The sequence below is a fragment of the Sphaerisporangium corydalis genome (genome assembly GCF_025506355.1).
Taxonomy (GTDB): domain Bacteria; phylum Actinomycetota; class Actinomycetes; order Streptosporangiales; family Streptosporangiaceae; genus Sphaerisporangium; species Sphaerisporangium corydalis.
This window is the reverse complement of sequence record NZ_JANZYP010000010.1, coordinates 135,726-158,402: the sequence shown is the minus strand read 5'-3', so window position 1 is coordinate 158,402 and position 22,677 is coordinate 135,726. Positions and strand designations below refer to the sequence as shown.

The 22,677-nt window shown below is 70.6% G+C and carries 21 protein-coding genes; 10 read left to right on the top strand and 11 right to left on the bottom strand.

Annotation, left to right across the window (positions count from 1 at the left end; translation table 11 throughout):
* Positions 1–6: 6 nt before the first annotated feature.
* The 4 genes from NYZ98_RS10450 to NYZ98_RS10435 all read right to left on the bottom strand — a co-directional run bounded on the left by NYZ98_RS10450 (position 7) and on the right by NYZ98_RS10435 (position 3,607).
* On the bottom strand, positions 7–1,224 hold the full coding sequence (locus tag NYZ98_RS10450) for a hypothetical protein (RefSeq protein ID WP_262842386.1): 1,218 nt from the start codon (positions 1,222–1,224) through the stop codon (positions 7–9).
* Entirely contained in the window at positions 1,224–1,721 is a 498-nt protein-coding gene (locus tag NYZ98_RS10445; protein ID WP_262842385.1) for a SigE family RNA polymerase sigma factor, read from the bottom strand. Before NYZ98_RS10445 ends, NYZ98_RS10450 begins: the two co-directional genes overlap by 1 nt.
* 90 nt (positions 1,722–1,811) lie before the next feature.
* Positions 1,812–3,095: a serpin family protein gene (locus tag NYZ98_RS10440; RefSeq protein ID WP_262842384.1), complete on the bottom strand. Its 1,284-nt coding sequence runs from the start codon at positions 3,093–3,095 to the stop codon at positions 1,812–1,814.
* An 86-nt stretch (positions 3,096–3,181) separates the two neighbouring features.
* Positions 3,182–3,607 (bottom strand): ester cyclase, encoded by a 426-nt coding sequence (locus NYZ98_RS10435; protein WP_262842383.1) that lies wholly within the window; start codon positions 3,605–3,607, stop codon positions 3,182–3,184.
* A 492-nt stretch (positions 3,608–4,099) separates the two neighbouring features.
* Between NYZ98_RS10435 and NYZ98_RS10430 the strand changes: the two genes are divergently transcribed.
* The 4 genes from NYZ98_RS10430 to NYZ98_RS10415 are packed head-to-tail and all read left to right on the top strand — an operon-like array spanning position 4,100 to position 7,742.
* The gene (locus NYZ98_RS10430) at positions 4,100–6,370 is read left to right on the top strand and encodes a sensor histidine kinase (protein WP_262842382.1); all 2,271 of its coding nucleotides are present in this window, start codon (positions 4,100–4,102) and stop codon (positions 6,368–6,370) included.
* Positions 6,351–6,776, top strand: coding sequence for a roadblock/LC7 domain-containing protein (locus NYZ98_RS10425; protein WP_262842381.1), 426 nt, complete (start codon positions 6,351–6,353; stop codon positions 6,774–6,776). Before NYZ98_RS10430 ends, NYZ98_RS10425 begins: the two co-directional genes overlap by 20 nt.
* Positions 6,773–7,123, top strand: a complete 351-nt coding sequence (locus NYZ98_RS10420; protein WP_262842380.1) for a DUF742 domain-containing protein — start codon at positions 6,773–6,775, stop codon at positions 7,121–7,123. The genes NYZ98_RS10425 and NYZ98_RS10420 overlap by 4 nt, the downstream gene beginning before the upstream one ends.
* On the top strand, positions 7,104–7,742 hold the full coding sequence (locus NYZ98_RS10415; protein ID WP_262842379.1) for a GTP-binding protein: 639 nt from the start codon (positions 7,104–7,106) through the stop codon (positions 7,740–7,742). Before NYZ98_RS10420 ends, NYZ98_RS10415 begins: the two co-directional genes overlap by 20 nt.
* A 61-nt stretch (positions 7,743–7,803) precedes the next feature.
* On the opposite strand, the gene NYZ98_RS10410 is transcribed toward NYZ98_RS10415, so the two are convergent.
* Positions 7,804–8,187: a VOC family protein gene (locus tag NYZ98_RS10410; protein ID WP_262842378.1), complete on the bottom strand. Its 384-nt coding sequence runs from the start codon at positions 8,185–8,187 to the stop codon at positions 7,804–7,806.
* 169 nt (positions 8,188–8,356) lie between these two features.
* On the opposite strand from NYZ98_RS10410, the gene NYZ98_RS10405 reads away from it, so the two are divergent.
* Positions 8,357–9,607, top strand: coding sequence for a nucleoside-diphosphate kinase (locus tag NYZ98_RS10405; protein WP_262842377.1), 1,251 nt, complete (start codon positions 8,357–8,359; stop codon positions 9,605–9,607).
* A gap of 83 nt (positions 9,608–9,690) precedes the next feature.
* Here NYZ98_RS10405 and NYZ98_RS10400 read toward each other — a convergent pair whose 3' ends face one another.
* From NYZ98_RS10400 to NYZ98_RS10375, 6 genes are all read right to left on the bottom strand, one after another.
* Positions 9,691–10,803, bottom strand: coding sequence for a nucleoside-diphosphate kinase (locus NYZ98_RS10400; RefSeq protein WP_262842376.1), 1,113 nt, complete (start codon positions 10,801–10,803; stop codon positions 9,691–9,693).
* 135 nt (positions 10,804–10,938) lie between these two features.
* Entirely contained in the window at positions 10,939–11,589 is a 651-nt protein-coding gene (locus tag NYZ98_RS10395; protein ID WP_262842375.1) for a hypothetical protein, read from the bottom strand.
* A 50-nt stretch (positions 11,590–11,639) separates the two neighbouring features.
* Positions 11,640–12,401, bottom strand: a complete 762-nt coding sequence (locus NYZ98_RS10390; protein WP_262842374.1) for an ABC transporter permease — start codon at positions 12,399–12,401, stop codon at positions 11,640–11,642.
* Positions 12,402–12,407: 6 nt separating this feature from the next.
* The gene (locus NYZ98_RS10385; RefSeq protein WP_262842373.1) at positions 12,408–13,136 is read right to left on the bottom strand and encodes a hypothetical protein; all 729 of its coding nucleotides are present in this window, start codon (positions 13,134–13,136) and stop codon (positions 12,408–12,410) included.
* Between the two features lie 2 nt (positions 13,137–13,138).
* Positions 13,139–14,095 (bottom strand): ABC transporter ATP-binding protein, encoded by a 957-nt coding sequence (locus tag NYZ98_RS10380; RefSeq protein WP_262842372.1) that lies wholly within the window; start codon positions 14,093–14,095, stop codon positions 13,139–13,141.
* A gap of 64 nt (positions 14,096–14,159) precedes the next feature.
* Positions 14,160–15,266 carry a nucleotidyltransferase domain-containing protein gene (locus NYZ98_RS10375; protein ID WP_262842371.1) on the bottom strand — a complete coding sequence of 369 codons (1,107 nt, stop codon included), beginning with the start codon at positions 15,264–15,266 and terminating at the stop codon, positions 14,160–14,162.
* Between the two features lie 519 nt (positions 15,267–15,785).
* Here NYZ98_RS10375 and NYZ98_RS10370 point away from each other — a divergent pair.
* From NYZ98_RS10370 to NYZ98_RS10350, 5 genes are all read left to right on the top strand, one after another.
* A complete protein-coding gene (locus tag NYZ98_RS10370; RefSeq protein WP_262842370.1) occupies positions 15,786–17,288 on the top strand; it encodes a TldD/PmbA family protein in 1,503 nt (500 codons plus the stop codon).
* A gap of 35 nt (positions 17,289–17,323) precedes the next feature.
* On the top strand, positions 17,324–18,712 hold the full coding sequence (locus tag NYZ98_RS10365) for a metallopeptidase TldD-related protein (RefSeq protein WP_262842369.1): 1,389 nt from the start codon (positions 17,324–17,326) through the stop codon (positions 18,710–18,712).
* 422 nt (positions 18,713–19,134) lie between these two features.
* The gene (locus NYZ98_RS10360; RefSeq protein WP_262842368.1) at positions 19,135–20,109 is read left to right on the top strand and encodes an AraC-like ligand-binding domain-containing protein; all 975 of its coding nucleotides are present in this window, start codon (positions 19,135–19,137) and stop codon (positions 20,107–20,109) included.
* Between the two features lie 355 nt (positions 20,110–20,464).
* A complete protein-coding gene (locus NYZ98_RS10355; RefSeq protein ID WP_262842367.1) occupies positions 20,465–21,076 on the top strand; it encodes a peptidase inhibitor family I36 protein in 612 nt (203 codons plus the stop codon).
* 202 nt (positions 21,077–21,278) lie between these two features.
* Positions 21,279–22,151, top strand: a complete 873-nt coding sequence (locus NYZ98_RS10350; RefSeq protein ID WP_262842366.1) for an SDR family oxidoreductase — start codon at positions 21,279–21,281, stop codon at positions 22,149–22,151.
* Positions 22,152–22,677: the final 526 nt, after the last annotated feature.

Here is a 22,677-nt window from a genome sequence, read left to right as displayed (position 1 = left end):
GGCGGCTCACCGGATCCGGGCGAGGTCGACGACGAGGTGGCTGTCCGCACGCCGCATGTCGAGTACGCGGCTCATGACGGGGGTGTCGGCGATCACCCCCAGCGGCCCGTTGCCGGACGCCAGGCCGAGGTCGCCGCCCTTGCCGGTGACCGCGTCACGCAGGATCACCTCCGGCCGGCCGTTGGTGAGCAGGGGATAGAACCGGTCGGCGAACATGCGGTTGTTCAGAACGAGCGCCGGGATGAGCCGTTCCCGCGAACCGTCGCGAAGCCGGTGGAAGGTGACCCCGTCCTTGACGCCGACGCACGTCGTCACCCCGCACTCCACCCTGTACTCGCCCGGGTGGACGACCGCTTCGGTCGGCTCGCCCGTCTCGGCGTTCAGCAGCTCCGTGTACCGGGCCGCCGAGGCGGAGTTCGGGTCGGACCTGGCGACCCAGGGCCAGCGCAGGATGTGGTGCGCGCCGGCGCCCGGCACCGCCTCCACGGTCCCGCCCCCGAGGGGGATCGTGAAGACGCCTCCCTCCGAGGCGGAGAAGGCGAGCCTGCCGCCCACCACGGCGAGCGTCCCGTCCCCGGTGACCTCGCGGTCGGTGCCGATGGCCGTGGCCCGCCCGCCCGTGACCGGGACCGACCAGAATGTCGTCTCGTAGCTGCCGTCGGCCCGGTTGGACATCTCCCAGAAGACCCGCCCGGCGCCCGCCGTGTAGCCCCGCGCGACCACGCCTTCGGGCGTGCGGACATCGGTGAGCTTGCGTGAGGTGCGGTCCCGCACGTCGTAGGCGTAGAGCGCGTCGGCCCTTCCAGAGCCGTTCCGCGTCTCCAGCAGCACCGTGCGGTCGTCGATGATGGCCCGCGCCTGGAACGCGCGCCCGCCGAGGAGCTTCGCCGGGATCTTCCACACCGCGTCCGGCCAGACCTTCTCGGCCGGCGGGGCGGTACGGCTCCACAACGCGGTCGCCGGGGGGTTCACCTTGCCGGCGGAAGGCGTCTTCGACGTCTCCACCGCCGGTGGCGCGGGGTCGGGCACGCCTCCCCGCGCCGCCACCACGACTCCGCCCGCCACCACCGCGACGGCGAGCGCGGCGACCGCCATCTGCGTGCGCGCCGCCCGGCGCCGGGAGCGGGTGACGACGCGCGCGGAGAGGCCGCCCGGCGCCCGGGGCGCCTGCTCCGAGGCGTGCTGGAGGGTCCTGCGCAGGGTCTCGGCCAGTTCGTCGTTCATCAGGCACTCCCGTCCATGGTCGAGGGGTGGACGACCGCGGACCTGAGCTTGCCCAGGCCGAGCGACGCGTGGCTGCGGACGGTCCCCTGGGCGATGCCGAGCACGCCGGCGATCTCGGCGTCGGTGAGCTGCTCGTAGTAGCGCAGGACGATCACGGTCCGCTGCTTGCGCGGCAGGTCCTTGAGCGCCTCCCAGAGCCCCTGCTCGGCGTCGGAGGGCAGCATGTCCAGGTGCCGCCCGTCGGGGAGGTTCCAGGCGAGCAGTTCCCTGCGTCGCAGGCGCCACGTGCTGACGTGCAGCCGAGCCATGATCGTCCTGGTGTAGCTCTCCGGCTGCTGCTTGCGCCGCACCTTGGGCCAGGCGCGGTGCAGCCGGATCAGTGCCTCTTGGGTGAGGTCGGCCGCGTCGTGCGGATTGCCGCTGAGCACGTAGCCGTACCGCAGTAACGCGTCGGCCCGCTCAGCGACGAAGTCCGCGAAGCGGAAGTCGTCGTCCAATTACCTTCGCCTTTCGTCGGCCCGTCACCACCCAGACGAACTCACCGGCGAAAGTGTTGAACCACCGCCACACGCGGCGGTTCGGGCCGTTCAGGCCTTGGCCGTCGGGTCGGCGACGTGGCCGATGAACAGGGGGGTCAGCGTCGTCCTGTGCATGATCGCGAAGGCGAACGGGTGGTCCGCGCGCACCTTGGCGCCCCTGTCGAGCCGGGCGGAGGTCGGGAACGCCAGCCCGGTGACCGCCGCGGCCTCGGTGCCCCACTCGTCCACCGAGATGTTCGCGCGGTGGATCGCCTGGCCGAGGAAGATGCCGTCGGCGATGCCGGAGAAGTCGCCGTGGTCGAAGATCCCCGCGAGGCCGAGCTTGCGCAACGGCGGCTCCAGGTCGAGGCCGGTCGCGAAGTCCCAGCCGGGGAGGAACAGGTCGACGCTCGCCGTCCGCAGACCGGTCGCCACCCGCGCCAGCGCGGCCGGCCTGAGCAGGTCCGCGGGCGACCCGCCGCGCTCGGGGACGAGCACCCACATGACCAGGTCGCTCTTGGCGTACGGCAGCTCGACGGCCTGCCAGCCGGTGCCGGAGGCGTACCGCAGGTCGGACGTCAGGTGCATCAGCTTCGTCCGCACCTCCGACCCGTCCGCCCGGGTGAAGGCCGCGTTCTCCTCGGCCGGGCCTTCGGCGAACGTGTGCAGCCAGTCCGCCTTGAGGTAGACGGCGTTCGCGATGACCAGCTTGGTGGCCGGAGCCAGCTGGTCGAACACCTTCTTGACGCGGCCGGCGGTCTGCTCGTCGGCCCAGGCGTTGATGTCCCCCGTCGCGTCCTTGGCGAAGTCCACGGTGTGCACGCCGGCGCCGTACTGCGACGCGAGCGTACGAAGGAACTCCTGCCTGACGGGCAGTCCTTCCTGCGTGAACAGCCCGTTGGCGATGCCGACGACGGGATCGCGCGGCTCGCTGCTCGCGTCCCGCTCGCCCTCCGGGTCCGGCGCCGGCGGCGGGCCGTCGACCGTGACGATCTGCCGGGACAGGGTGTTGAACGCGGTGTGCGGACCGGCCGCGGGGAAGCCGAACGCCTTGTCCATCTCCGCCGAGGTGACCCCCGCCGCACCGGCCCTGGCCATGCCGAACGCGTAGGCGATGCTCAACGGCGAGAGCACCGTGTTGACGGTGTCCCGCGCGCCGGCCGCGTACAACGCGTGCCCGAACTCGGTGATGCCCTTCACGACCTCGGCGACCGGGGCGTCCTTCGGGACCTCCCGGCTCACCCCCTCAGCGACCAGCACGCGCGAGTCACCCCTCCCACCACAGGCGGTCACGGCGACCGCGAGCAGCGCGGCCACCAGGAACTCCCGGCGCGGCAGCCGGGCCGGGATCATACCCTTCTCGTACGGCATACCCGTCTGACGTCCGAGCGCTCACCGGGGTTCAACCCCGTCCGGGCCGGCCCGAGACCGCTTCCCGGTCAGTCCATCGCGAGGTGGGCTCCGAGCTGGGAGAACAGCTCCGCCTGGTCGTAGTAAATGCAGTTCGTCTGGATGAGACCGTTCTCGACCGTGCGCAGGCTGCAGCCGCGGATCGTGACGCAGCGGCCCGACGCCTCGATCGTCCGCCCGCCGGGCATCAGGAAGTGCCCGGTCTGGGTGCCGGAGAGCATCCACTGGGTGAAGGCCTCGTCGCCGAAGACGAGCGTCTTCATCGGCGTCAACCGAAGATCCGGAAACCCCTCCAGGAAGAGACCGTAATAGGAGGCGATCTCCATCGGGCCCTCGGCCGTGCCGCTCGGAGAGACGTAGACGGCCGAGTCGCTGTAGCAGCGGGCCATGGCGTCGAGATCATGCGAGTTGAACGCACGGATCAGCACCTCGGAGACCCTCCTGGCGTCGGACATGGCGCGCCTCCCCCCGGTCGATCACCTCACTGTAACGACATCCGACCTGGTCAACCGGCATCAACACATCACCGCACCCCGGATCGGCCGCAGCGCGTCCCGGCCCGGCGTCCCGGCCTCCGCCCCGCGCCGGCGCGCGTACGGCCGGGAGACACGACCGGACGGCACCCGCTCCCTCCGGCGGCCCTTCGCGCATCGGGATGGCCACAATCCGTGACGAACGCCAGGTCACGGTCACTTTCCGTCACGCGGGCCGCACCAATCGCAACATCGATATTCAATCTTCGCTTTTCTGTCTTGAAGGACTTCTGTACCGATGGGCATAGTTGTCCAAATCACCCGCGTATCGGTCGTGGCAAGTGTCCTTCGGGGTCGGCCTTAGCCCGGCTGCCTACGGCGCGCCAACACGCGCGGAACTGGACATGATGGATGAGCTCCCCCCCACCGATCCGCTCGAAGCTCCTCAGAATCCTGCTGATTCCGCTGATCTCGATGATCGCTCTCTGGGCCGTCATCGCGTACTCCAGCGTCGAGGAGATCGCGACCATCTCCCAGACCGAGAGCCGTTGGCAGGTCATCGGATCGCCGGTCCTGCAGCTGATCATCGAGTTCCAGCAGGAGCGCCAGCTCTCCGCCGAGGCGGTCGACGGCACCGGCACCGACCAGCCGCTGGCCGAGCAGCGACGGCGGACCGACGCCCAGGTACAGCGCCTGCGCCAGGTGATCGGATCGGTCGACCTCCAGGCCGGCGGCGGCAGCACCCCCGCCGAGGTACAGGCCCTGGTGGCGGCGCTCGACGGGCTCGGGAAGCTCCGCGCCTCGGCGGACAGCGGCAGGCTCACCCCGCCCCTGAAGATCATTAACGCGTACGACGACCTGATCAGCGCCGCGAACAGGCAGTTCAGCGACGGGGACGCGCTCAGCGACGTGTCGTCGTACCGCGCGGTGCGCGGCATGTCCGCCTTCAGCGCCACCGCCGAGTACCTGGGCAGGGAACACGCCGTCCTCACCTCGACCATCGTGCACAGGAAGATGACCCCCACCGACCGGGCCGCGTTCGTCGCCGGGATGACCAACCGCAGGCTCGTCCTGGCCAACGCCGACCGGGACGTGGGCCCCGACCTGCGGACGCACTACCTCGAACTCGTGAAGAGCGCCCCCTACCAGCGGCTGCTCGCCGTGGAGGACGCGCTGTTCGTCTGGGACACCAACGGCGCGCCCCCCGTGCAGCCCTCCGTGTGGCGGAGCGACGCAGGGGCCCTCATCGGCAAGATCAACCGCGACACCCAGTACGAACTGGTCCGCTCCGCCGCCGAGGCGCATCAGGCCAAGGTCGCCGCGTACTGGCGGATCGGGCTGGTCCTCGGGCTCGGCCTGCTCGCGGTCCTCGTCTCGATCGCCCTGTCCTACCGGTTCGGCCGCTCCATGATCGAGGAGCTGCGGCGGATCCAGTCGTCCGCCGTCGAACTGGCCGAGCTACGGCTGCCCCGCCTGGTCGCGCGGCTGCGCGGCGGCGAGGACGTCGACCCCGCGGCCGAGGCGCCGAACCTGGACCGTGCCGACACCGCCGAGGTCGACCGGGTCGTCAACGCGTTCTCCGCCGTGCAGCGCACCGCCGTGGAGGCCGCCATCGGCCAGGCGACGCTCCGCAAGGGCGTCGGCCAGGTCTTCCTCAACCTCGCCTGGCGCAACCAGGCGCTGCTCCAGCGCCAGCTCACGCTCCTGGACACGATGGAGCGCCGCGTCGACGAACCGGAGATCCTGGAGGACCTGTTCAAGCTCGACCACCTGACCACCCGCATGCGGCGGCACGCGGAGAACCTCATCATCCTGTCCGACTCGGCCCCCGCCCGCAGGTGGCGGGACCCGGTGCCGCTCTTCGACGTGGTGCGCAGCGCCGTACTGGAGGTCGAGGACTACACCCGCGTCACGGTGCCCCCGATGCCGGAGGCCCCGATGCTCGTCGGCGCCGCCGTCGCCGACGTGATCCACCTCATCGCCGAGCTGGTGGAGAACGCCACCGTCTTCTCCCCGCCGCACACCGCGGTGCACATCAGGAGCACGACGGCCGCCAACGGCTTCGCCCTGGAGGTCGAGGACCGGGGCCTCGGGCTCGCCCAGGCCACCCTCGACGACCTCAACGCCAAGCTCGCCGACCCGCCCGAGTTCGACCTGGTCGACACCGACAGGCTCGGCCTGTTCGTCGTCGCCAGGCTCGCCGCCCGGCACGGCATCAAGATCGTGCTGCGGCCGTCCCCCTACGACGGCACCACCGCGATCGTGCTGCTGCCCTCCACCCTGCTCGCCGCACCGGACGTCCCGGCCGCCCCCGAACCCACGCCCCGCCGGGCCGGCCCCGCCCGCCCGGACCGCCCGGTACGTGCACTGGCCACCGCACCCGAGGCACGGCCCCGGGCGTTCTCCGGACCCCAGGACCGGCTCGTGGCCCAGGCACCGGAGCGCCCGTCGGAATGGTTCGTCGCCGACCAGCAACCCGCGCGGCGGGCCGTGTCCGTAGCGGGAGCCGAGGACGACGACCTGGACGGGCTCCCGATGCGCGTACGGCAGGCCAACCTGGCGCCCCAGCTCAGGCAGGCACGCTCCCAGGAGCGGCGCGACGTCTCCGTGCGGTCGCCCGAGGAACTGCAGGAACTCATGGCGTCCATGCAACGGGGCTGGCAACAGGGCCGCACCCGCGCCGAGCAGGACCACGACACATGGAACCGAAAGGAGGGCCGTCCCGATGCCCGACCCCAGACCTGAACTGAGCTGGCTGCTCGACGACCTGACCCAGCGCATCCCCGGCGTCCGGCACGCCATCGTGCTGTCCGCCGACGGACTGGCCATGGGCGGCTCCCGGGATCTGACCCGGGAGGACGCCGAACACCTGTCCGCCATCTCCGCGGGCAGCCACAGCCTCGCGCTGGGCGCGGGACGGCACTTCGGCCTCGGCGGCGTACGGCAGACCATCATCGAGATGGAGGACGGGTTCCTGTTCGTCACCGCCGCCGGCCAGGGCGCGCGCCTCGCCGTACTGGCCGCAGGGGACGCCGAGCTCGGCCTGGTCACCTACGAGATGGCGCTCATGGTCAAACGCGTCGGCGAACACCTGTCGGCACAACCGAGGGGGGCGGCTCCAGCGCCCGCCTGGAACGGCGTGAGGTCGTGACGGGAGAGGATCCCGGGCCGCTGGTCAGGCTCTTCGGCCTGACCGGCGGCCGTGCGCGCCCACTGGGCGAGAGCTTCGACCTGGTGGCCATCGTCACGACCGTCAGCACGTCCTTCCCGCCGTCGGACCTGATCCCGGAGCACCTCGCCGTGCTGTCGGTGTGCCGCAGGCCCACCCCGGTGGCGGACGTCGCCGCGCACCTGAAGCTGCCGCTCAACATCACCCGCGTGATCCTCGGCGACCTGCGACGCGAGGGCCTCGTGACCATCGACCGGCCCCAGCCCGCCGCGCAGGCGATCGACGAACGCATCTACAGGGAAGTGCTGCATGGACTACGCCGCCTCTGAGCCGGGAGTGGCCGAGGTCACCCCGGCGATGGCCCTCAAGATCCTGATCGCCGGCGGCTTCGGGGTCGGCAAGACGACCATGGTCGGCACGATCAGCGAGATCCGGCCGCTGCACACCGAGGAACTGCTGAGCGAACGCGGCGTCGGCGTGGACGACACCTCGGGCGTGGAACTGAAGACCACCACGACGGTCGCCCTCGACTTCGGCCGCATCACCATCCGCGAGGGCCTGTGGCTCTACCTGTTCGGCACCCCAGGTCAGGACCGCTTCTGGTTCATGTGGGACGAACTGGCGGTCGGCGCGCTGGGCGCCGTCGTCCTGGCCGACACCCGGCGGCTGCAGGAATGCTTCCCCGCCGTCGACTACTTCGAGCAGCGGGGGCTGCCGTTCGTGGTCGCGGTCAACTGCTTCGACGGTGCCCGCCGCCACGACCCGGTCAAGGTCCGCCGCGCCCTCGGCCTCGACGGCGTCGCCCCCATCGTCCTGTGCGACGTCCGCAACCGTGAATCCGTCAAAGACGTCCTCGCCACCCTCGTCACCTACGCCGTAGGCGGCCCCTTCAACGACCCCCTCCCCCCAACCCCCACCCCATCCCACTCCCACGCCTCCCCCACCTGACAGGGGATGCCGCACCTGACAGGGGATGCCGCGCCTCCCCCACCTGACAGGGGACGCCGCGCTAATCCCAGCGCTGCGCGTTGGTGTCGTCCAGTGAGCCGGAGGCGGCGGGCAGGACGCAGAACGCCAGGCCCGCCGGGTCCCGCATGACCCACCATGTGTTCACCTGGCGTACCCGCGTGGCGCCCAGGCCCTCCAGCCGCGCTACCTCCGCCTCCAGGTCGGTGGTGTGGATGTCGAGATGCACCCCGCTCCGCCCGTCCCCGAGCCGTTGAACGAGAAAGCCGAACCCCTCCTTGGCCAGGAAGGCACCGTGGTACTCCGGGAACCGCTCATTGTGCCTGAGCGTGATCCCGGTCGCCGCCTCCCAGAACCTCACCTCCTGGTCATGGTCCGCCTCCACCACATCGACCACGACCTTGTGAACCCTGCTGTAATGCGCCACCCACGCCACCCCCATCTATCACCCGACCAAAACAGCCCACGTAACCACCTTCATCATCCGACGCACAATCACCAAATCCCATCCCTGACTGTCATTGGGACCGTTATGGCACGATACGTGCAGACCGTATCGAGCCGGTCGGTCGGTGGTGAGAACCTAGGAAGGGCCGATGGCAGCGAGAGACCTGACCGATACCGATCTCTCCGCAGCCGCGAACCTCTCCGAACCGGCGGGTACCGGAGTGGACCCGGCCGCTCTCGCGCGCTACGAGCGGGATCCGGACTTTCGGCGGGGGCTGGGGATGGCACGGGGTGGCGGGGAGGTGCTCCGGTCGACCGCGCTGCTGCTGTTGCCTCCGTTGTGCGTGACGACCGGGCGGGTGCCGGCCGCGCTGGAATGGCTGGGCCGTAATGGATTTCAGGTGATCTACGCCGGTCTGAGGCACCTCGACGCAACGCACATCGAGCGGGTCTGGAAGTACCAGATAGGCGCGCGCGATCCGGTCCGCGTCCAGGTCTTCGCCGACCTGATGACCTGCGGCCCGTCCGTGGTCCTCGGTCTGTTCGGGCAGGCGGCGGACGGCGTCTCCGCCGCGGCCAGGCTCAAGGGGCTCAAGGGTCCGGCGGACCCGCGCCGGGCCGCGCCGCACCACCTGCGGACCCGGCTCGGCGCCGCCAATCTGCTCAACAACCTGGCGCACACCTCGGACGGGCCGGCCGAGGTCGTCAGGGAGTCCGCCGCCATCCTCGGTGACCACGACGCCACGGCGCTGTGGGAAGCGGCCGGCCAGGCGCTCGCCGCCGCGCCGCCGAAGGTCGACGTCCTCGACCTCCTGCCGCCCGCCACCGACCAGCGTGACGGGATCTCGCTCGCGCACGTCTGTGTTGGCATGCGCGCCAGGATCATCACCGACATTCAGGCCATGCTCGACCCGGGCCACTCCGCACTGATGGGCCCGGACGGCTCCGCGCCGATCGGCCTCGACCGCTTCGTACCGACCGACTCTTCCAGCTCCGCGTCGGCCGACCCGGATCGCTCCGCGCTGGCTGAGGTTGTGGGGCGGGTTTCGGTTGAGGAGAGGTGGGCGGAGGATCATGATCCGGTTGAGCCGCTCGTGGCGCTCGCCGACTTTCAGCGGCGGTTCCGGCCCGTGCTCGGCGCCGTCGAGCGCGCAACCCGCCACCGTCGGACGTCGGACGCCGTACGGCTGGACGGCCTGCTCGCCCTGTTCGGCGCGATCGAGGCGGCGCTGTTCGGCGCACCGTTCGATTTCGGCCACGTGGTCGCCGCCGCGAGGACGACCGGTTTTCCGCTCGGGACGCGCGATCGCATGGTCCTGGCGACCGAATGGGTGTGCCGGGCCGGGCTCACCGACACACGGGCTTTGCGACCCGCGAGCGTCACGGGAGGAACGGTGTGACAGGGGAGCGCGGGAAGTTTCCGCGTGACACGGAGACCTGGCCGAATGGTGTGGCGTGGGGGCGGCCGTCGGGCATGGGCTGGTCAGGTTCCTGTGGACGCGTCCGGGAGGAGGCCGGCCGCTCCAGGTACGTGCGGATCCAGTAGGTAGGTGGCGAGGATCACGCGTTGCCAGCGGGTCACGGGGACACCGGCCTCGCCGGCCAGCGCCAGCAGCCGGCGCCAGTCCCGGGAACGCCCCTCCCGCACCCGGGTGATCAGGGCGCTCAGCTCGCGGGAACGGGAGCGCCGGTCAGGGTCGGTGCGGCGTACGGTCGCGGCGAGGCCGGCGAGGTGCTCAAGCGTGCGGTCGAGGCTCAGGTCCGCGGCGGGGGTCGCCGCCTCCAACCGCTCCGCCATGGCGTACGCGTCCGATGCGGCGTCCGCCATGACGTGCGCGGCCGATGCGGCGTCCGCCATGATGTGCGCGTCCGATGCGGCGTCCGCCATGATGTGCGCGGCCGATGCGGTGTCCGCTGTGCCCTGCGCGTCCGATGTGGCGTCCCGGAGGGTGAACGCGCGCCGGTAAAGGGTCGTCCGTGTCTCGTGGTCGCAGAGGACTCCCAGTTCTCGTACGAGGTCGGCCGGTTCGTCGGCGGTGTGCACCAGGTTGAGCTGATAGTTGACGGCACCCAGCTCGTGACGCAACTGGCCGGGGCCGCAGTCGGCGGGATCCGCCGGGCCCTTCAGCCGGCTGAGGACCAGCGTCGCGGGCTCCGGCCGTCCGGGAAGCGCCAGGAGGACGAGCATGCAGTCGCTCGCGGTGACGTAGAGGTCGGCGGCGTCCCTGCGGTCGCGGGTCGCGGCATTCAACCCGTACTGCCATAGAGCGCGAATGGCGTGCCGGTTCATCGTCACCGTGGCGGCACCCACGATCGAGAACCCCCGCGTGGTGACCCACCGCAGTGCCTGGCCGAGCCGGCGGGTGGCCACCGCGTCAGGTTTCAGCAGCAGGAGCGCGTGGTCGCGGCAGAACCGCTCGACCGAGTCCGCCGAGGCTACCGAGTCTGCGGAGACCAGGGCGGCCGTGGCGGTCAGGTCCTCAAGGCTTTCCCGGAAGTAGGTGTCGACCGCGTACAGGGCCCGCTTCTCGACAAGCCTCGACAGGTGAGCCGGTACCCATGGGTCAGCCGATGTCGAAGCGTTGGCCAGTGCCAAAGGATGAGCGGGCGCCGAAGGGTGAGCCGATGGCGGAGCCTGGGCGGGTGGCGAGGGGTCAGGTGGCGAAGGGTGCGAAGGGTGAGGTGGCGAAGGGTGGGTGGGTGTGGGAGGGGTGGTGCGGGTGTTCATGGGTCATTCGCCGAGGGCCTCGGCGCGGCGGCCGGCCTCGTCGGGGGTGACGATCTCGCCGTCCAGGACGACACCGGCGAACGCCGCCAGAGGGATCCGCTCGAAGACCGGCGCGCCGAGCCGGCCGAAGACCGCTTCGGGTACGAGCTTCAGCGAGGTGGTGACCACCAGGGTGGGCAGCCGCCGCGCCAGTTCGGCGGTGCCCAGGATGTTCAGCACCCCGGTCGCGCCGATGGCGTCCGCCCCGGCCAGACCCACCAGAGCGTCACCCCCGGAGCCCTGTTCCCGTACACCTGGATCGGCGAGGACCTGGGTGACGACCGAGCTGCTCGGGGCGGCCGTCACCCTTCCCCCCTGCTCGACCACCCACCGCGTGGCCGCCACCACGCTCGCTTCGACCGCCTCGTCAAGCTCTGCGCGGATCCGGCGAAGAGCGAGACCCGGCTCGCCGCCGTGGACCGCATTGGCGATATGCCAGATCGGGGCATAGCCGGGCAGCCTCTCCCTCAGGAACGCCGCCGCCGCACGCAGGGCGGTACGGTCCTCGACGATCTCCAGCAGGCCCGCGATCGCGAGCCGCGCCACTCCGGTGGCGCCCGCCGTCTTGACCGTGACGGCCTCTCGCAGTGCTGGAGGGAGGGTGGTCTCGTCCATGCCGGCTTCCTTCCGCCTAGGTCGTGTACGTGTCGTCCCGCCGCCGGGGTTCAGGTCAGGTCCACGGTCGCGGCCCGCCTTCCCGAGCGGATCATCAAGCCGACGAGGACGTAACCGGCGGTCGCCCAGGCCGCGCCCACGGCCAGTTCCAGGACCAGGGCGAATGCTCGTCCGTCCGGCACGCCGAGGACGTAGGTGATCGCGTGGTGGATCGGCAGCGCGCCGGAGACGACGCCGAGCCACTCCGGCAGATCGCCGGCGCTCACCAGCGCCCCGGACAGCGCGATCAGCACGACCCGCGCGATGTTCGGCGCGAGGAACACGTCGCGGAACCGCAACGCCACGGAGGAGACGGCGATCCCCACCCCGGTCGAACTCACGCCGACCACGACCAGGGCCAGCACGCCGCGCGCGATCTGGCCTGGGGTGAGAGGGATGTCGTACACGGCGGCGGCGATCACGGCGGTCGTCACCGAGCCGAGAAAGGAGTCGACGACATGGGGGAACGCCCGCGCGGCCAGGGTCGCGGGCAACCCGACCGGGCTCGCGATGACCGTGCCCAGGGTGCCGAAGGAACGTTCGTTGCCCACGGCCAGCGCCACGCCGAACACGACGTCGGTCGCCATGACGAGCAGGGTGCTGCCGATGAGCAACCGCAGCATGGCCGCCTCATCGTTTCCGCCGAGCGGCAGGAACAGCAGGCAGACGGCGATCGGCCGCACGACACGTGATGACAGATAACCCCAGGGGTTGAGCCAGGTGTAGAGACCCTTGTAGGAGAGCCACGCGTAGGTGAGCCATCGGTCAGCCACGGCGGATCACACCTCGAACGCGTCCGGCCGCAGCCGGAGCCGTCTGAACACCAGCACGAGAAGCACGCCGCCGAGCAACGCCCAGCCCGCCATGACCGCGACCCCGTAGCCGAGCGTCCGCCACTGCCCGGAGCCGACGGCCTCGATCGCCCACGCGGACGGCAGGACCGTCGCGCACGCGCGCATCAGGGAAGGCAGCTGGGCCAGCGGGACCAGCGCTCCGGTGAACGCGAGGATGACGGCCGGGATCCCGTTCGTCATTCCCGGGTGGTAGCGGAACCGGACCAGCACCGCGACGAGCGGCATCATGACGATCACCACACCCGCCGCGAGCACCAGCGCCCCGGCCACGGCGACGGCCGGGGCCGGTACGGGCACCAGGCCCCAGGCCACCGACACGAACGCGTACGTCACGGGTACGACGGTAAGCGTCTGGATCAGGACCCCGCACAGCCTGCCGACCAGCACCAGCTCCGGCCGCCGCGTCGTGCCGGCCACCGTCCTGAGAGTGCCCCACTGACGTTCGGACAGCACGGTCAGGACGACGAGGGCCGCGGCGGTGTCGATCATCGCGGCGGCGGACACCCCCGCCACGAGGCGCAGATCCGCCTCGCGGCCGAGCTGGCGCGCGACGTAGGCCAGGGCGATCGGGAACAGTCCCGAGAGCAGCCACGCCACCGGCGAGAGTCCCTGCTGGCGCAGGTGTGTCCGGATGGACGCCCATACGATGGCCATCGTCACACCGACCCGACCAGTTCGACGTAGGCGTCCTCGAGGGACGGCGGCGACACGTTCAGGTGGACGATGGAGGAGCCGAACGTCGTGAGCAGCCAGGACGTCGCCGGGGCCCCGTCCGACACCAGGATGCTCCACCCGGAACCGATCGGTTCGTGCACTTTGAGCCCCGGGCAGTCGCGCAGGATCTCCGCCTCGACGCGGGCGTCGAACTCCACCTCGATCCGGGTGCCGAGCGAGTTCGCGGCGAGCTGCCGCAGCCTGCTCGGTGTCGCCTCGGCGACCAGCCTTCCCTTACGGAGCACGAGGACGCGGTGGCTGAGCTGCTCGGCCTCGACCAGGTCATGCGTGGTCAGCAGCACGGCCCGCCCATCCGCGGCCAACGAGCGCAGCATGGCACGGATGTCGCGGGCCGCCACGGGGTCGATCCCCGATGACGGCTCGTCCAGGACCAGCACCGGCGGGTCGTGCAGCAGCGAGCGGGCGATGTGCAACCGCTGACGCAGGCCGTGTGACAGGGACTCGACACGGTCCCCCGCCCGGTCGGCCAGGCCGACCTGGTCCAGCAGGGTCGCGCATCGCCGGCGCATGGCGGCGCCGCCGAGACGGTGCAGAGTGGCGAAGAACCTCAGGTTCTCCTCCGCCGACAGCCGGGGGTACAGACCGGTGTCGCCGCCGAACGAGAACCCGCACCGCCGCCGGACCTCACGGGCCCGCGTGCGGACGTCGGCGCCCGCGACCCACGCCGACCCGGAGGTCGGTTCGAGGAGGGTGACGAGGACGCGCGCCGTGGTGGTCTTGCCGGCGCCGTTGTGGCCCAGCAGGGTGACCAGCTCACCTGGGCGGACGTCGAAGGACAGGTCGTCGACGGCTGTCGAGGGCGGGCCGGTCCGCGACCTGAACTCGCGCACCAGCCGCCGGACGGAAATGCCGTCGTGATCTGGAGAGAACTCGCTCACCAATCATTCCCCGAATCGATTACGCGTCGAACCAATATGTGAACAGGTCCCTCGGCCTGGCCGATCAACCGTGGACGACGAGGCCGTTGTCCTCGAACCGCCTGAGGTACGATTCCACTTCCCCGCGCAGGCCCTCGTCTTTCAGGTGATCCATCATTTCGCCGATGACGTCCGCCTTGTCGCGCCCGTCGCACAGGCCCCACAGTCTCAGCCCTTGGGGGGATATCCGGAACGCCTTGTCCATGGACTGGGCGAGAACGATCCGGTCGGTCAGTCGTAATGGCATCCATTCGACCGAACGCAGAAGCCCGGACCCCGGCCCTGTCGACGCCGACCAGGAACGCCATTCCGCGGCGCGCGCGTCCTCCCACCCGTCCACCAGGGCGGCCACCACCATCGCCTGGCAGAACCTGACCCGCTCGGCGAGCAGCCCGCCCTGCTCCTCACGCCCCTCCGGCCAGCCACCGAGCAGCCGGCGGAACTCTCCGTAGGGAAAACGCGGGCCACCCGAGCGGCGCAGCTTCCTGGGGATCCACTTGTGCTTCACGTACAGGTCCGCGCACCCGGCGAGGTAGGCCTGCGCGGCGTACCGCATCAGGTCGGCGGCGCTGAACAGCGCGTCGTCCCGCTGGTCGTCCTCGAACGCTCCCCGGACGTCCTCGTGAATGGCCAGGCACTCGGCCGCCCATTTGGTGATGAGCATGCGCCGGAACTCCCGCTCCCGTGACCGGAGAAGCGCGACGGCGTCCTCGTATTCCTTACCGGTCAGCACCGGGCGGCTGAGCAGAAGTCGTACGGCCAGGTCGTAGCGGGACTCGCTCTGGTGCACCGGCGACATGTCGCCGTAGGTGACGCGCTCGAAGCAGGTGACGTCCTCGACGAGGGTCCGCAACGTGCCCGGGAGCAACGTCTCGACGTCGAACCGCCGTCCTCCGATGAGCAACTGTTCGGGGACCTCGGTCTCGTCGGCGCCGTCCCGCACCACGAACACGTCCACATCGCTGGTCGGCGAACCGAGCCCGGCGAGCAGGGACCCGGCGAGGTAGACCGCGGACACCGCGGGCGAGGTGCCGAACTGGCGGAGGACCGCGTCGGCCGCCCATTCGACGAGATCATCAGGGCCGGCGAAATTGACGGTTTCTCCGCTGGGCGGGTCCTGACGAACGCTCACCGGATGACGAGAGATCATGTTCATAGAGCCATTTCCGGAAGAAACGACGGGGGCACGAGACCCCCGTCGCTAATGACACCACGACGATTTCCGAAGCGATCGGCCGCGTCGCTCAAATGACGATCATCCCGAGTTCTTCCTCCTCAATGATCTCGTCACCCATAGCGCACCTCCTTTCGTTGTCAGCATCATTCGGTAATTCTCGGTAACGGGTCGTACCAGATGCGTGAAACGCCAAAGAACGTACCTGATCTTCCCGGTACGGAACCTATCGCAAGATCGTCACGACCTCACGCCGAATCGACATCTTGCGGCGCCCTTGCCGGTTAGCGTCCATAGAAGCGGTGTATGGGGGAGATTTAGCTGTTTATCCTAATTTATGCCTGAATGGGGGTGTGGGGCTTTGTCCGGAAGGCGGTGCCTATGCGTGTACCGTTCGAGTCCCCCGGCGGCAGGCACCCCGAGGACCTGGTGAGGGGCCAGTGAAGTCCCCATACCGAGGCGGTGTCACCGATGGTCATGAAAGCGACACAGAACCCATCACAGAGCCGGGACACGGCGATCCTGCGCTGGACGCTGGAGGAAACGGCCGAGCTCCTGGCCGCCAGGGGGCTCGCGGAGTGGTCCATCTACTGCCAGCACAAAGTCCTGCTCACCGCCGCATTCGACGCGGAGACCGTCATCCCGTCGGTCCACGTGGTGTACGGGATCGCCCTCCAGACCCGCATCAGCGGAGCGTCCCGGCGGATCCAGGTCGCCGCCCTCGGAACCACCGCCGTCCAGACAATCAGCCAATGGCTCACGAACGACCTCTCCGAAGCGGAGAGCCTGGCACCGTACGCCCTCTCGGAAGCGAGCAGGCCGACGGCGGCCGGCCTCTTGGAATCGGGGAAACCGACGAGGCACGGCTTCTTGGAAGCGTGCGGACCAGCGGCGTACGGCCTTCCCAAAGCGGGCAGGCCGACGGCGGACGGCGGCCTCGCCGGGCCGTCCTCTCTGACCGAGCAGCACGTCGCGACCGTCGGCCGGCTCGTCGAACTCGCCGAGGCGGCACGGCTCGACCTGGCGAGCGGCGACCCCCTGCTCCGGCCCGAGGGCAGGGCGGTCGTGATCCTGGAGACCGTGGCGACCCGGCATCATGAAGGCGAGCCGCGCACCGCCTGCCGGGACAGATCCCGATTGGCCTTCCACGTCCTGGATCCACGAACGGGCCGGCGCGGCTTCTGCGGCCCGGGGTTTCCCGGCCCTGACGCGCCCCCACTCCCCATCGGGCGCCGTACGGCCGACACGGCACGCGCCGCGCTCTGCCTCGGCGAGACCCCCGTCAGCGCCCCGGACGGCGATGTGCCCGTCGTGTTCGCGCCAGGCGTCTCCGGCATGCTCCTCCACGAGATCTGCGGTCACCTCCTCGAGGAGGACGTCGCCGCGCACCCGGGCACCCCCCTCCGGCACGGCGAACGCGTCGCCTGCCCGGACCTGACCGTGGTCGACGACCCCGCCGACCCCTCGTCGTGGGCGGCCACGCACGTGGACGACGTGGGCAACACCGCCCGCCCGGTCAGCCTCGTCACCGAAGGCACGGTGACCGGCTCACTCAGCGCGGAGCTCCGTCCAGGCGGGCACGCCCGGCGCGCCGACTACCGGTTCCCGCCGCTGCCGAGGATGACGACCACAGTGCTTCATCCCGGGCCGCATGACCCCACCGTCGTCATCGGCGACTCCTCGGGAGGCGTCTTCGTCCACTCCATCGCCTCGGCGTGGTGCGACCCCCGTTCCGGCCGGTTCACCCTCCACGTGGACCAGGCGCGGCTGATCGGCCGCGACGGACCGGGGCCGCCTCTCCAGCCGTTCACTCTCACCGGAGAGACCACGGCCACCCTGCGCACGATCGACGCGCTGTGCGGCGACAGCGGCCACGTGGACGCGCGCTGCGCGAAGCAGAACCAGCTCGTCCCGGTCCGGACCGTGGGACCGACGATGCGCAGCAACCGCATGACCTCCCAGCCCCGGCCACAGAAGTGAAGGCGCCTCCGAACCGGCCCGGCCGAAGTGACGACATGACCGGACCCGCCTGGCCCGACCCCGCCGAACTGCGCTCGGCCGCATGCGGGTCGCCCGCCGAGATCCTGATCGTGACCGAGAGGGGCGAGCAGGCGACGTGGCACACCGGCGGCCCCACCACAACGACCGGCCCCACCACGACGGGCGGGCGCACCACAACTACCGGCCTCACCACGAGGGACGGCCTCACCACGACGCACACCGAGATGTCCCACGCGATCTGCCGGGCATGGCACTCCAGGGTCGCCGCGGAGACGAGCGCGCCATGGGAAGGATCAGCGGGCCTTCGACCACTGGTCGCCATGACCGCGCGGCTGGCCTCGATCTCCGGGGCCACGGGCATCCCCGACCCGGGCCAGCGGGACGACCCACCCGAGCAGCGGACCTGGACCACCGGCGCGCCGGTGGACGCCGCACCGACACCGGCCGAGGCGGCCGTCCGGGTCGCCCAGGCGGTGGCCGACGCCTCCGGTGTCCTGCCGCGCCTCGTACGAGCCATGGCCCAGACGACGACCCGCTGCTACGTCGCCACCGACGGGCGCCTGCTCGTACAGAGCACCACCCGAAGCTGGTGCACGGTGACCGGCGGCGACCCGCCGGGCCTGACCCGCGCCTGGGTCGGCGCGTCGCTGACCGACCTCATCGGTTCGATCGACCGGGGTGACCCCCTCCCCGGCACCCTCGGCGACCTGTCCCCCGGCACGTCGCTGAACGCAGCGGAGATCACCGAGGGAGCCGGCCTGTCGGCCTGGGCGTCGGCCCAACTCCTGGAGATCATCACACGCCAGCTGACCGGCCGCCCCGAGGTCCTGACCGGCCTCCTCGGCGGACCGGACCTCATCGACCCCCTCAAACCGAACGCCCTCGACCCTTCTGGACGAGACGCCGCCGGCACTCAGTACCTCGCCCCCGCGACGCGCGCGTTCGACGACGAAGGGACCCTCTGCCGTCACGCCACCCTGATCAGCCGCGGCGCGGCGTACGACCGGGTAATGGACCGGCGAACGGCCGCCGCCCACGGTCTCCGGCCACTGGGGCACGCGTTCCGACCCCGCCCGGACGACCCGCTGGAGTGCCGGGTCCGGCTGCCACGCTGGGCCGGTTTGCCCGTGGAAACGGCCTCACGTCCACGTCATCACGTGATCGGCATCAGCGGCGCGAGCCACGGGCACACGACGGGTGACAGCACACTGGTCGCCACGGCCCTCGTCCAACGACCCGACGGCACCTTCCACCGCCACCGCCTGAACGCGGCCCTGCCACTCCTGCTCAGCGCGATCACCGCGAGATCGGACACGGCGGAGGTCCTGGTCCCCATCCGCCACGGCCTAGCCCTCACAAGCCCCATCCGCATAGAACCGGAACCGTGGGGCTTCCCGCCGTAACCCCGTCCCATCTTGTCGCCGGTGTGGTGGTGACGCCTGTCGGCGTAGTTCGCACGGATGCACGCGTGAAGGGCGTCCCAGCCGTCCCATTCGTCGGCCGTGACCGCAGGTCAGGGCATCCCAGCGTCCCACGGTCCCACGTCACGCCCATCTCCTTGTGAGCTCCCGCCGCCGCGACACATACTCGTCCTGGCCGCCTCGCCGGATCGAGGGCGCCACCAGGCAGGCCCGACCGCGAATCGCAGCCGGGCTCACCGTGCGACGGGACCGCACGGTACACGCCACCACCGGGGGAACGATCCAAAACCCATGTGGAGGAAGCACCTCAGAACTTCAGCAAGGCCTTCGAGCCTGTCCTTCCCGACTCTCCCGGCGAGCGGCGTACGACGACCCGCGAGCGAATAAGGGGAGTGAGTCACGCCATGGAGATCTACGAGACCGAGCACCTTCCGGTGCCTGAGCGGCTCGAACTGCTGCGCGAGCACATGTCCCGCGTGGTCGGCCCGGTGGAGATCACCAGTGCCGACCCGCCGCGCTTCCACATTCGGTCACGCGTCCTCGCGATGGGCGCGGTCCGCGTCTCCGCCCTGGCCCTGACCGGCTCGTGCGGCCTGCGCCGTACCCCCGAGATGATCAGCCGATCCGACCCGGAGATGTTCCAGCTCGTGCTCCCCGTCCACGGCGACGCCGCGGTGACGCAGGAACGCAGGTGCGCCCGGCTGCGGCCCTACGAGCTGACCCTGTACGGCACCTCGCGTCCGTACCACCTGGCGACGGTGTCCGATCAGGAGACCAGAGGCTTCATGGTGGAGTTCCCCCGCGCGCTGGTACCCCTGCCGCCGGAGCGGATCGAACGGCTGACCGCCACCCCGCTGCCGGGCCACGAAGGGGTCGGCGCCCTGCTCCCCGGCTTCCTGACCCGCCTGACCACCGACGCCGGCCAGTACGGACCCTGCACGCTGTCGAGGCTGGGCACCACGTTCACCGATTTGATCACCTCGCTGCTGGCCGCCCACCTGGACTCGCGATCCGCCGTCCCCCCGGAGGCGCGGCAACGTACGCTCCTGCTGAGCGTGCACGCCTTCATCCAACGGCACCTGGCCGACGAGAGGCTGTGCCCCAGCATGATCGCCACCGCTCACGGGATCTCGCTGCGCCAGCTCCACCGGCTTTTCGAGGACGAGGACGTCACCGTCTCCGGCTGGATCCGCGCCCAGAGACTGGAACGCTGCCGGCGCGACCTGGCCGACCCGGCACTGCGCGACCGGGCGGCCCATGCCGTCGCCGCCCGCTGGGGCTTCGCCGCGCCCCCGCACTTCACCCGCGCCTTCCAGTCGGCCTACGGCATATCCCCCTCCGCCTACCGCCGCCTCGCACTCCAGGAGGCCCACGCCTAGGCCCGCCGTCCGGCGGCGGGCCCGCGGCCGGCCTCCGTCCGGCACGAACGGTCAACGACTCGGCACCGCGCGTCAATGACGCCGCAGGCCGGGCCACCAGAGAATCATCTCGTACCACCACAGAGTGCCATCAGAGGGATCTCAACCGGCACAAAGCGCCACTCATCAGGCGCTGGGGACACGGGGCCGGGGGGCACCGACTCGGGGGAGACGGGAAGCGGCGCGAGCCGATCGACGCGCCGCCATCCAACGGGGCTGATCACACGCATACGCGCGGCAGGCGTGGCGTACCTCGCACGGACGCACTCAAGGCAAGGCCGCACCTCACATCATCACTCTCCAGAAAGGCAGTCCGATGCGACTGACCCGCACGCTCGCCACGCTCGCCGGCACGCTGACCGCGGCATGCGCGATCGCCGTCACCGCCGCGCCGGCCCAGGCCGCGCCCGAGCCCTCGCCCACCGCCTCCACCGCGCCGCCGTCCGTCGAGAGGCAGGTGACGGTGGACGAGGTCCTGCGCCTCAACCCGAAGGCGGAGAAGATCAGCGACACCGAAGTGAAGATCGCCGACGGCATGATCCTCATGCTGCCGCGCAATGCCTCCGACTCCGCCGCCCTGGCCGCCTCGTGCAGTTACCAGTACCTCTGCGCGTGGGAGCACTCCGGCGGCGGGGGCAACGGCATCCGCTTCTACACCTGCGGCTCCTACGACCTCAGCGGGTACCACTACCCCGACGGCGCCTGGGTCGGCACCGGCGCCGCCGGTGCCAAGTGGAACGACCGCTTCTCCTCGCTGAACAACAACCAGACCACCGGCACGCGGGCCAACTTCTACAACTGGGAAGGCTCCTGGAAGCTCGTCTTCTGGACCTACGCCCCCGATTGGCGGGCGAACCTCGCCATCGACAAGCGCTACGACAACGGCGGCCAGCTCAACGACATCATCGACCGGGTCGTCCCCTGCTGATCCCCGCGCCCAACTGATTCCCGCGAACAGCGCACGGGCACCGCGTCCCGCCGGTCCACGACCCGGCGGGGCGCGGTGCCGTTTCCCGCGTGCGGGCTGAATCGCTTCCCTGGCTCGGATGTCACATTCCCGGCGGTCGGCGCCTCTTGGGTGGCGAGCGGATCAATCACCGCACCGATCGATCTTCACAAGGAGTGTCGTCATGACCGTTCTGGTCACCGGAGCCACGGGAACCGTCGGCGGCCACACCGTCCAGCACCTGCTGCGCGCGGGCAGGAAGGTCCGGGCGCTGACCCGGGACCCGGCCAGGGCCCGCCTGCCGGAAGGCGTGGACGTCGTCGCCGGCGACCTCACCGACGCGGCCACCCTGACAGGGGTCTTCGACGGCGTCACCGCCGTCCACCTGATCAACTTCGGCCAGGACTACCGGCCGCTGGCCAACGGGCAGGAGATCGCGGACCTGCTGGTACGAGCGGGGGTGCGCAGGGTCACCGTCCTCGGCGGCTGGGAGGAGGGCACCCTGGAGCCCGCCATCCGATCCAGCACGCTGGAGTGGACCGACCTGAAGCCCATCGAGTTCATGAGCAACACGCTGACCGACTGGGGTGAGCGCCTGCGCACCGGAGGCGTCATCCGCGAGCCGTACGGGAACCGGAAGAGCGCGCCCGTGCACGAGTCCGACATCGGCGCCGTGGCCGCGGTGGCCCTGACCGAGGACGGCCACGCCGGTCAGACCTACGCCCTCACCGGCCCTGAAGTGCTGACGCCCCGAGACAAGATCCGCGTCCTCTCCGAGGTCACCGGGAGGGATCTGCGGTTCGAGGAGCTCACACCCGACCAGACGCGCAAGGAGTGGGTCGAGGAGGGCACGCCGCCGGACATGCTGCTCTTCAAGGTCTTCGGCGACCCCCCGCGAATCGGCCGCCGCGAGATGGTCGATTTCCTCCTCCGGATCTACGGCACCGAGCATGAGGTCGGGTCCACCCCCAACGGCACCGTGCAGAAGGTCACCGGCCGCCAGGCCCGCACCTTCGCCCAGTGGGCCCGCGAACACGCCGACGGGTTCCGAGCCTGAAACCGGTGCCGACCGGGGCCGGAGACCAGGGCCTACCGGGCCTGAGGCCGTCGCTTTCCGGACCCGAGGCCGTCGCCTTCCGGACCCGAGGCCGTCGCCTTCCGGGCTTGAGGCCGTCGCTTTCCGGGCTTGAGGCCGTCGCTTTCCGGGCCTGAAACGGCATCACCGGCGCGGAGACCCGGAGCCGCGCCCCGTCCACATCGAGACCACGAGGTCCCTCGTCATCGGGGGGCCTCGTTTCCCTTTGAACCCGCTGGTCGCGGGCCACCGATCGCCCGTCCGCGAAAATCAACCGTCGCTCGGGCGTAGCGCTGGACCGATTCACACGATAGAAACATCCCAACACCATCCATCTTCCGCCGCTGGATAACCACCTCTTACGGAGAGAGCGCTCTCTTCGCTCTGTTCCGTCATATCCGGCTGCCCACCCCCCAGTAGACAGGCCGTGACCTCTGTGAATGCCCATCATCCGAGAGCGCTTCCCTATCCGGCGAAGCACGCCGTTCGCCCGATCCCGACGCCGTTT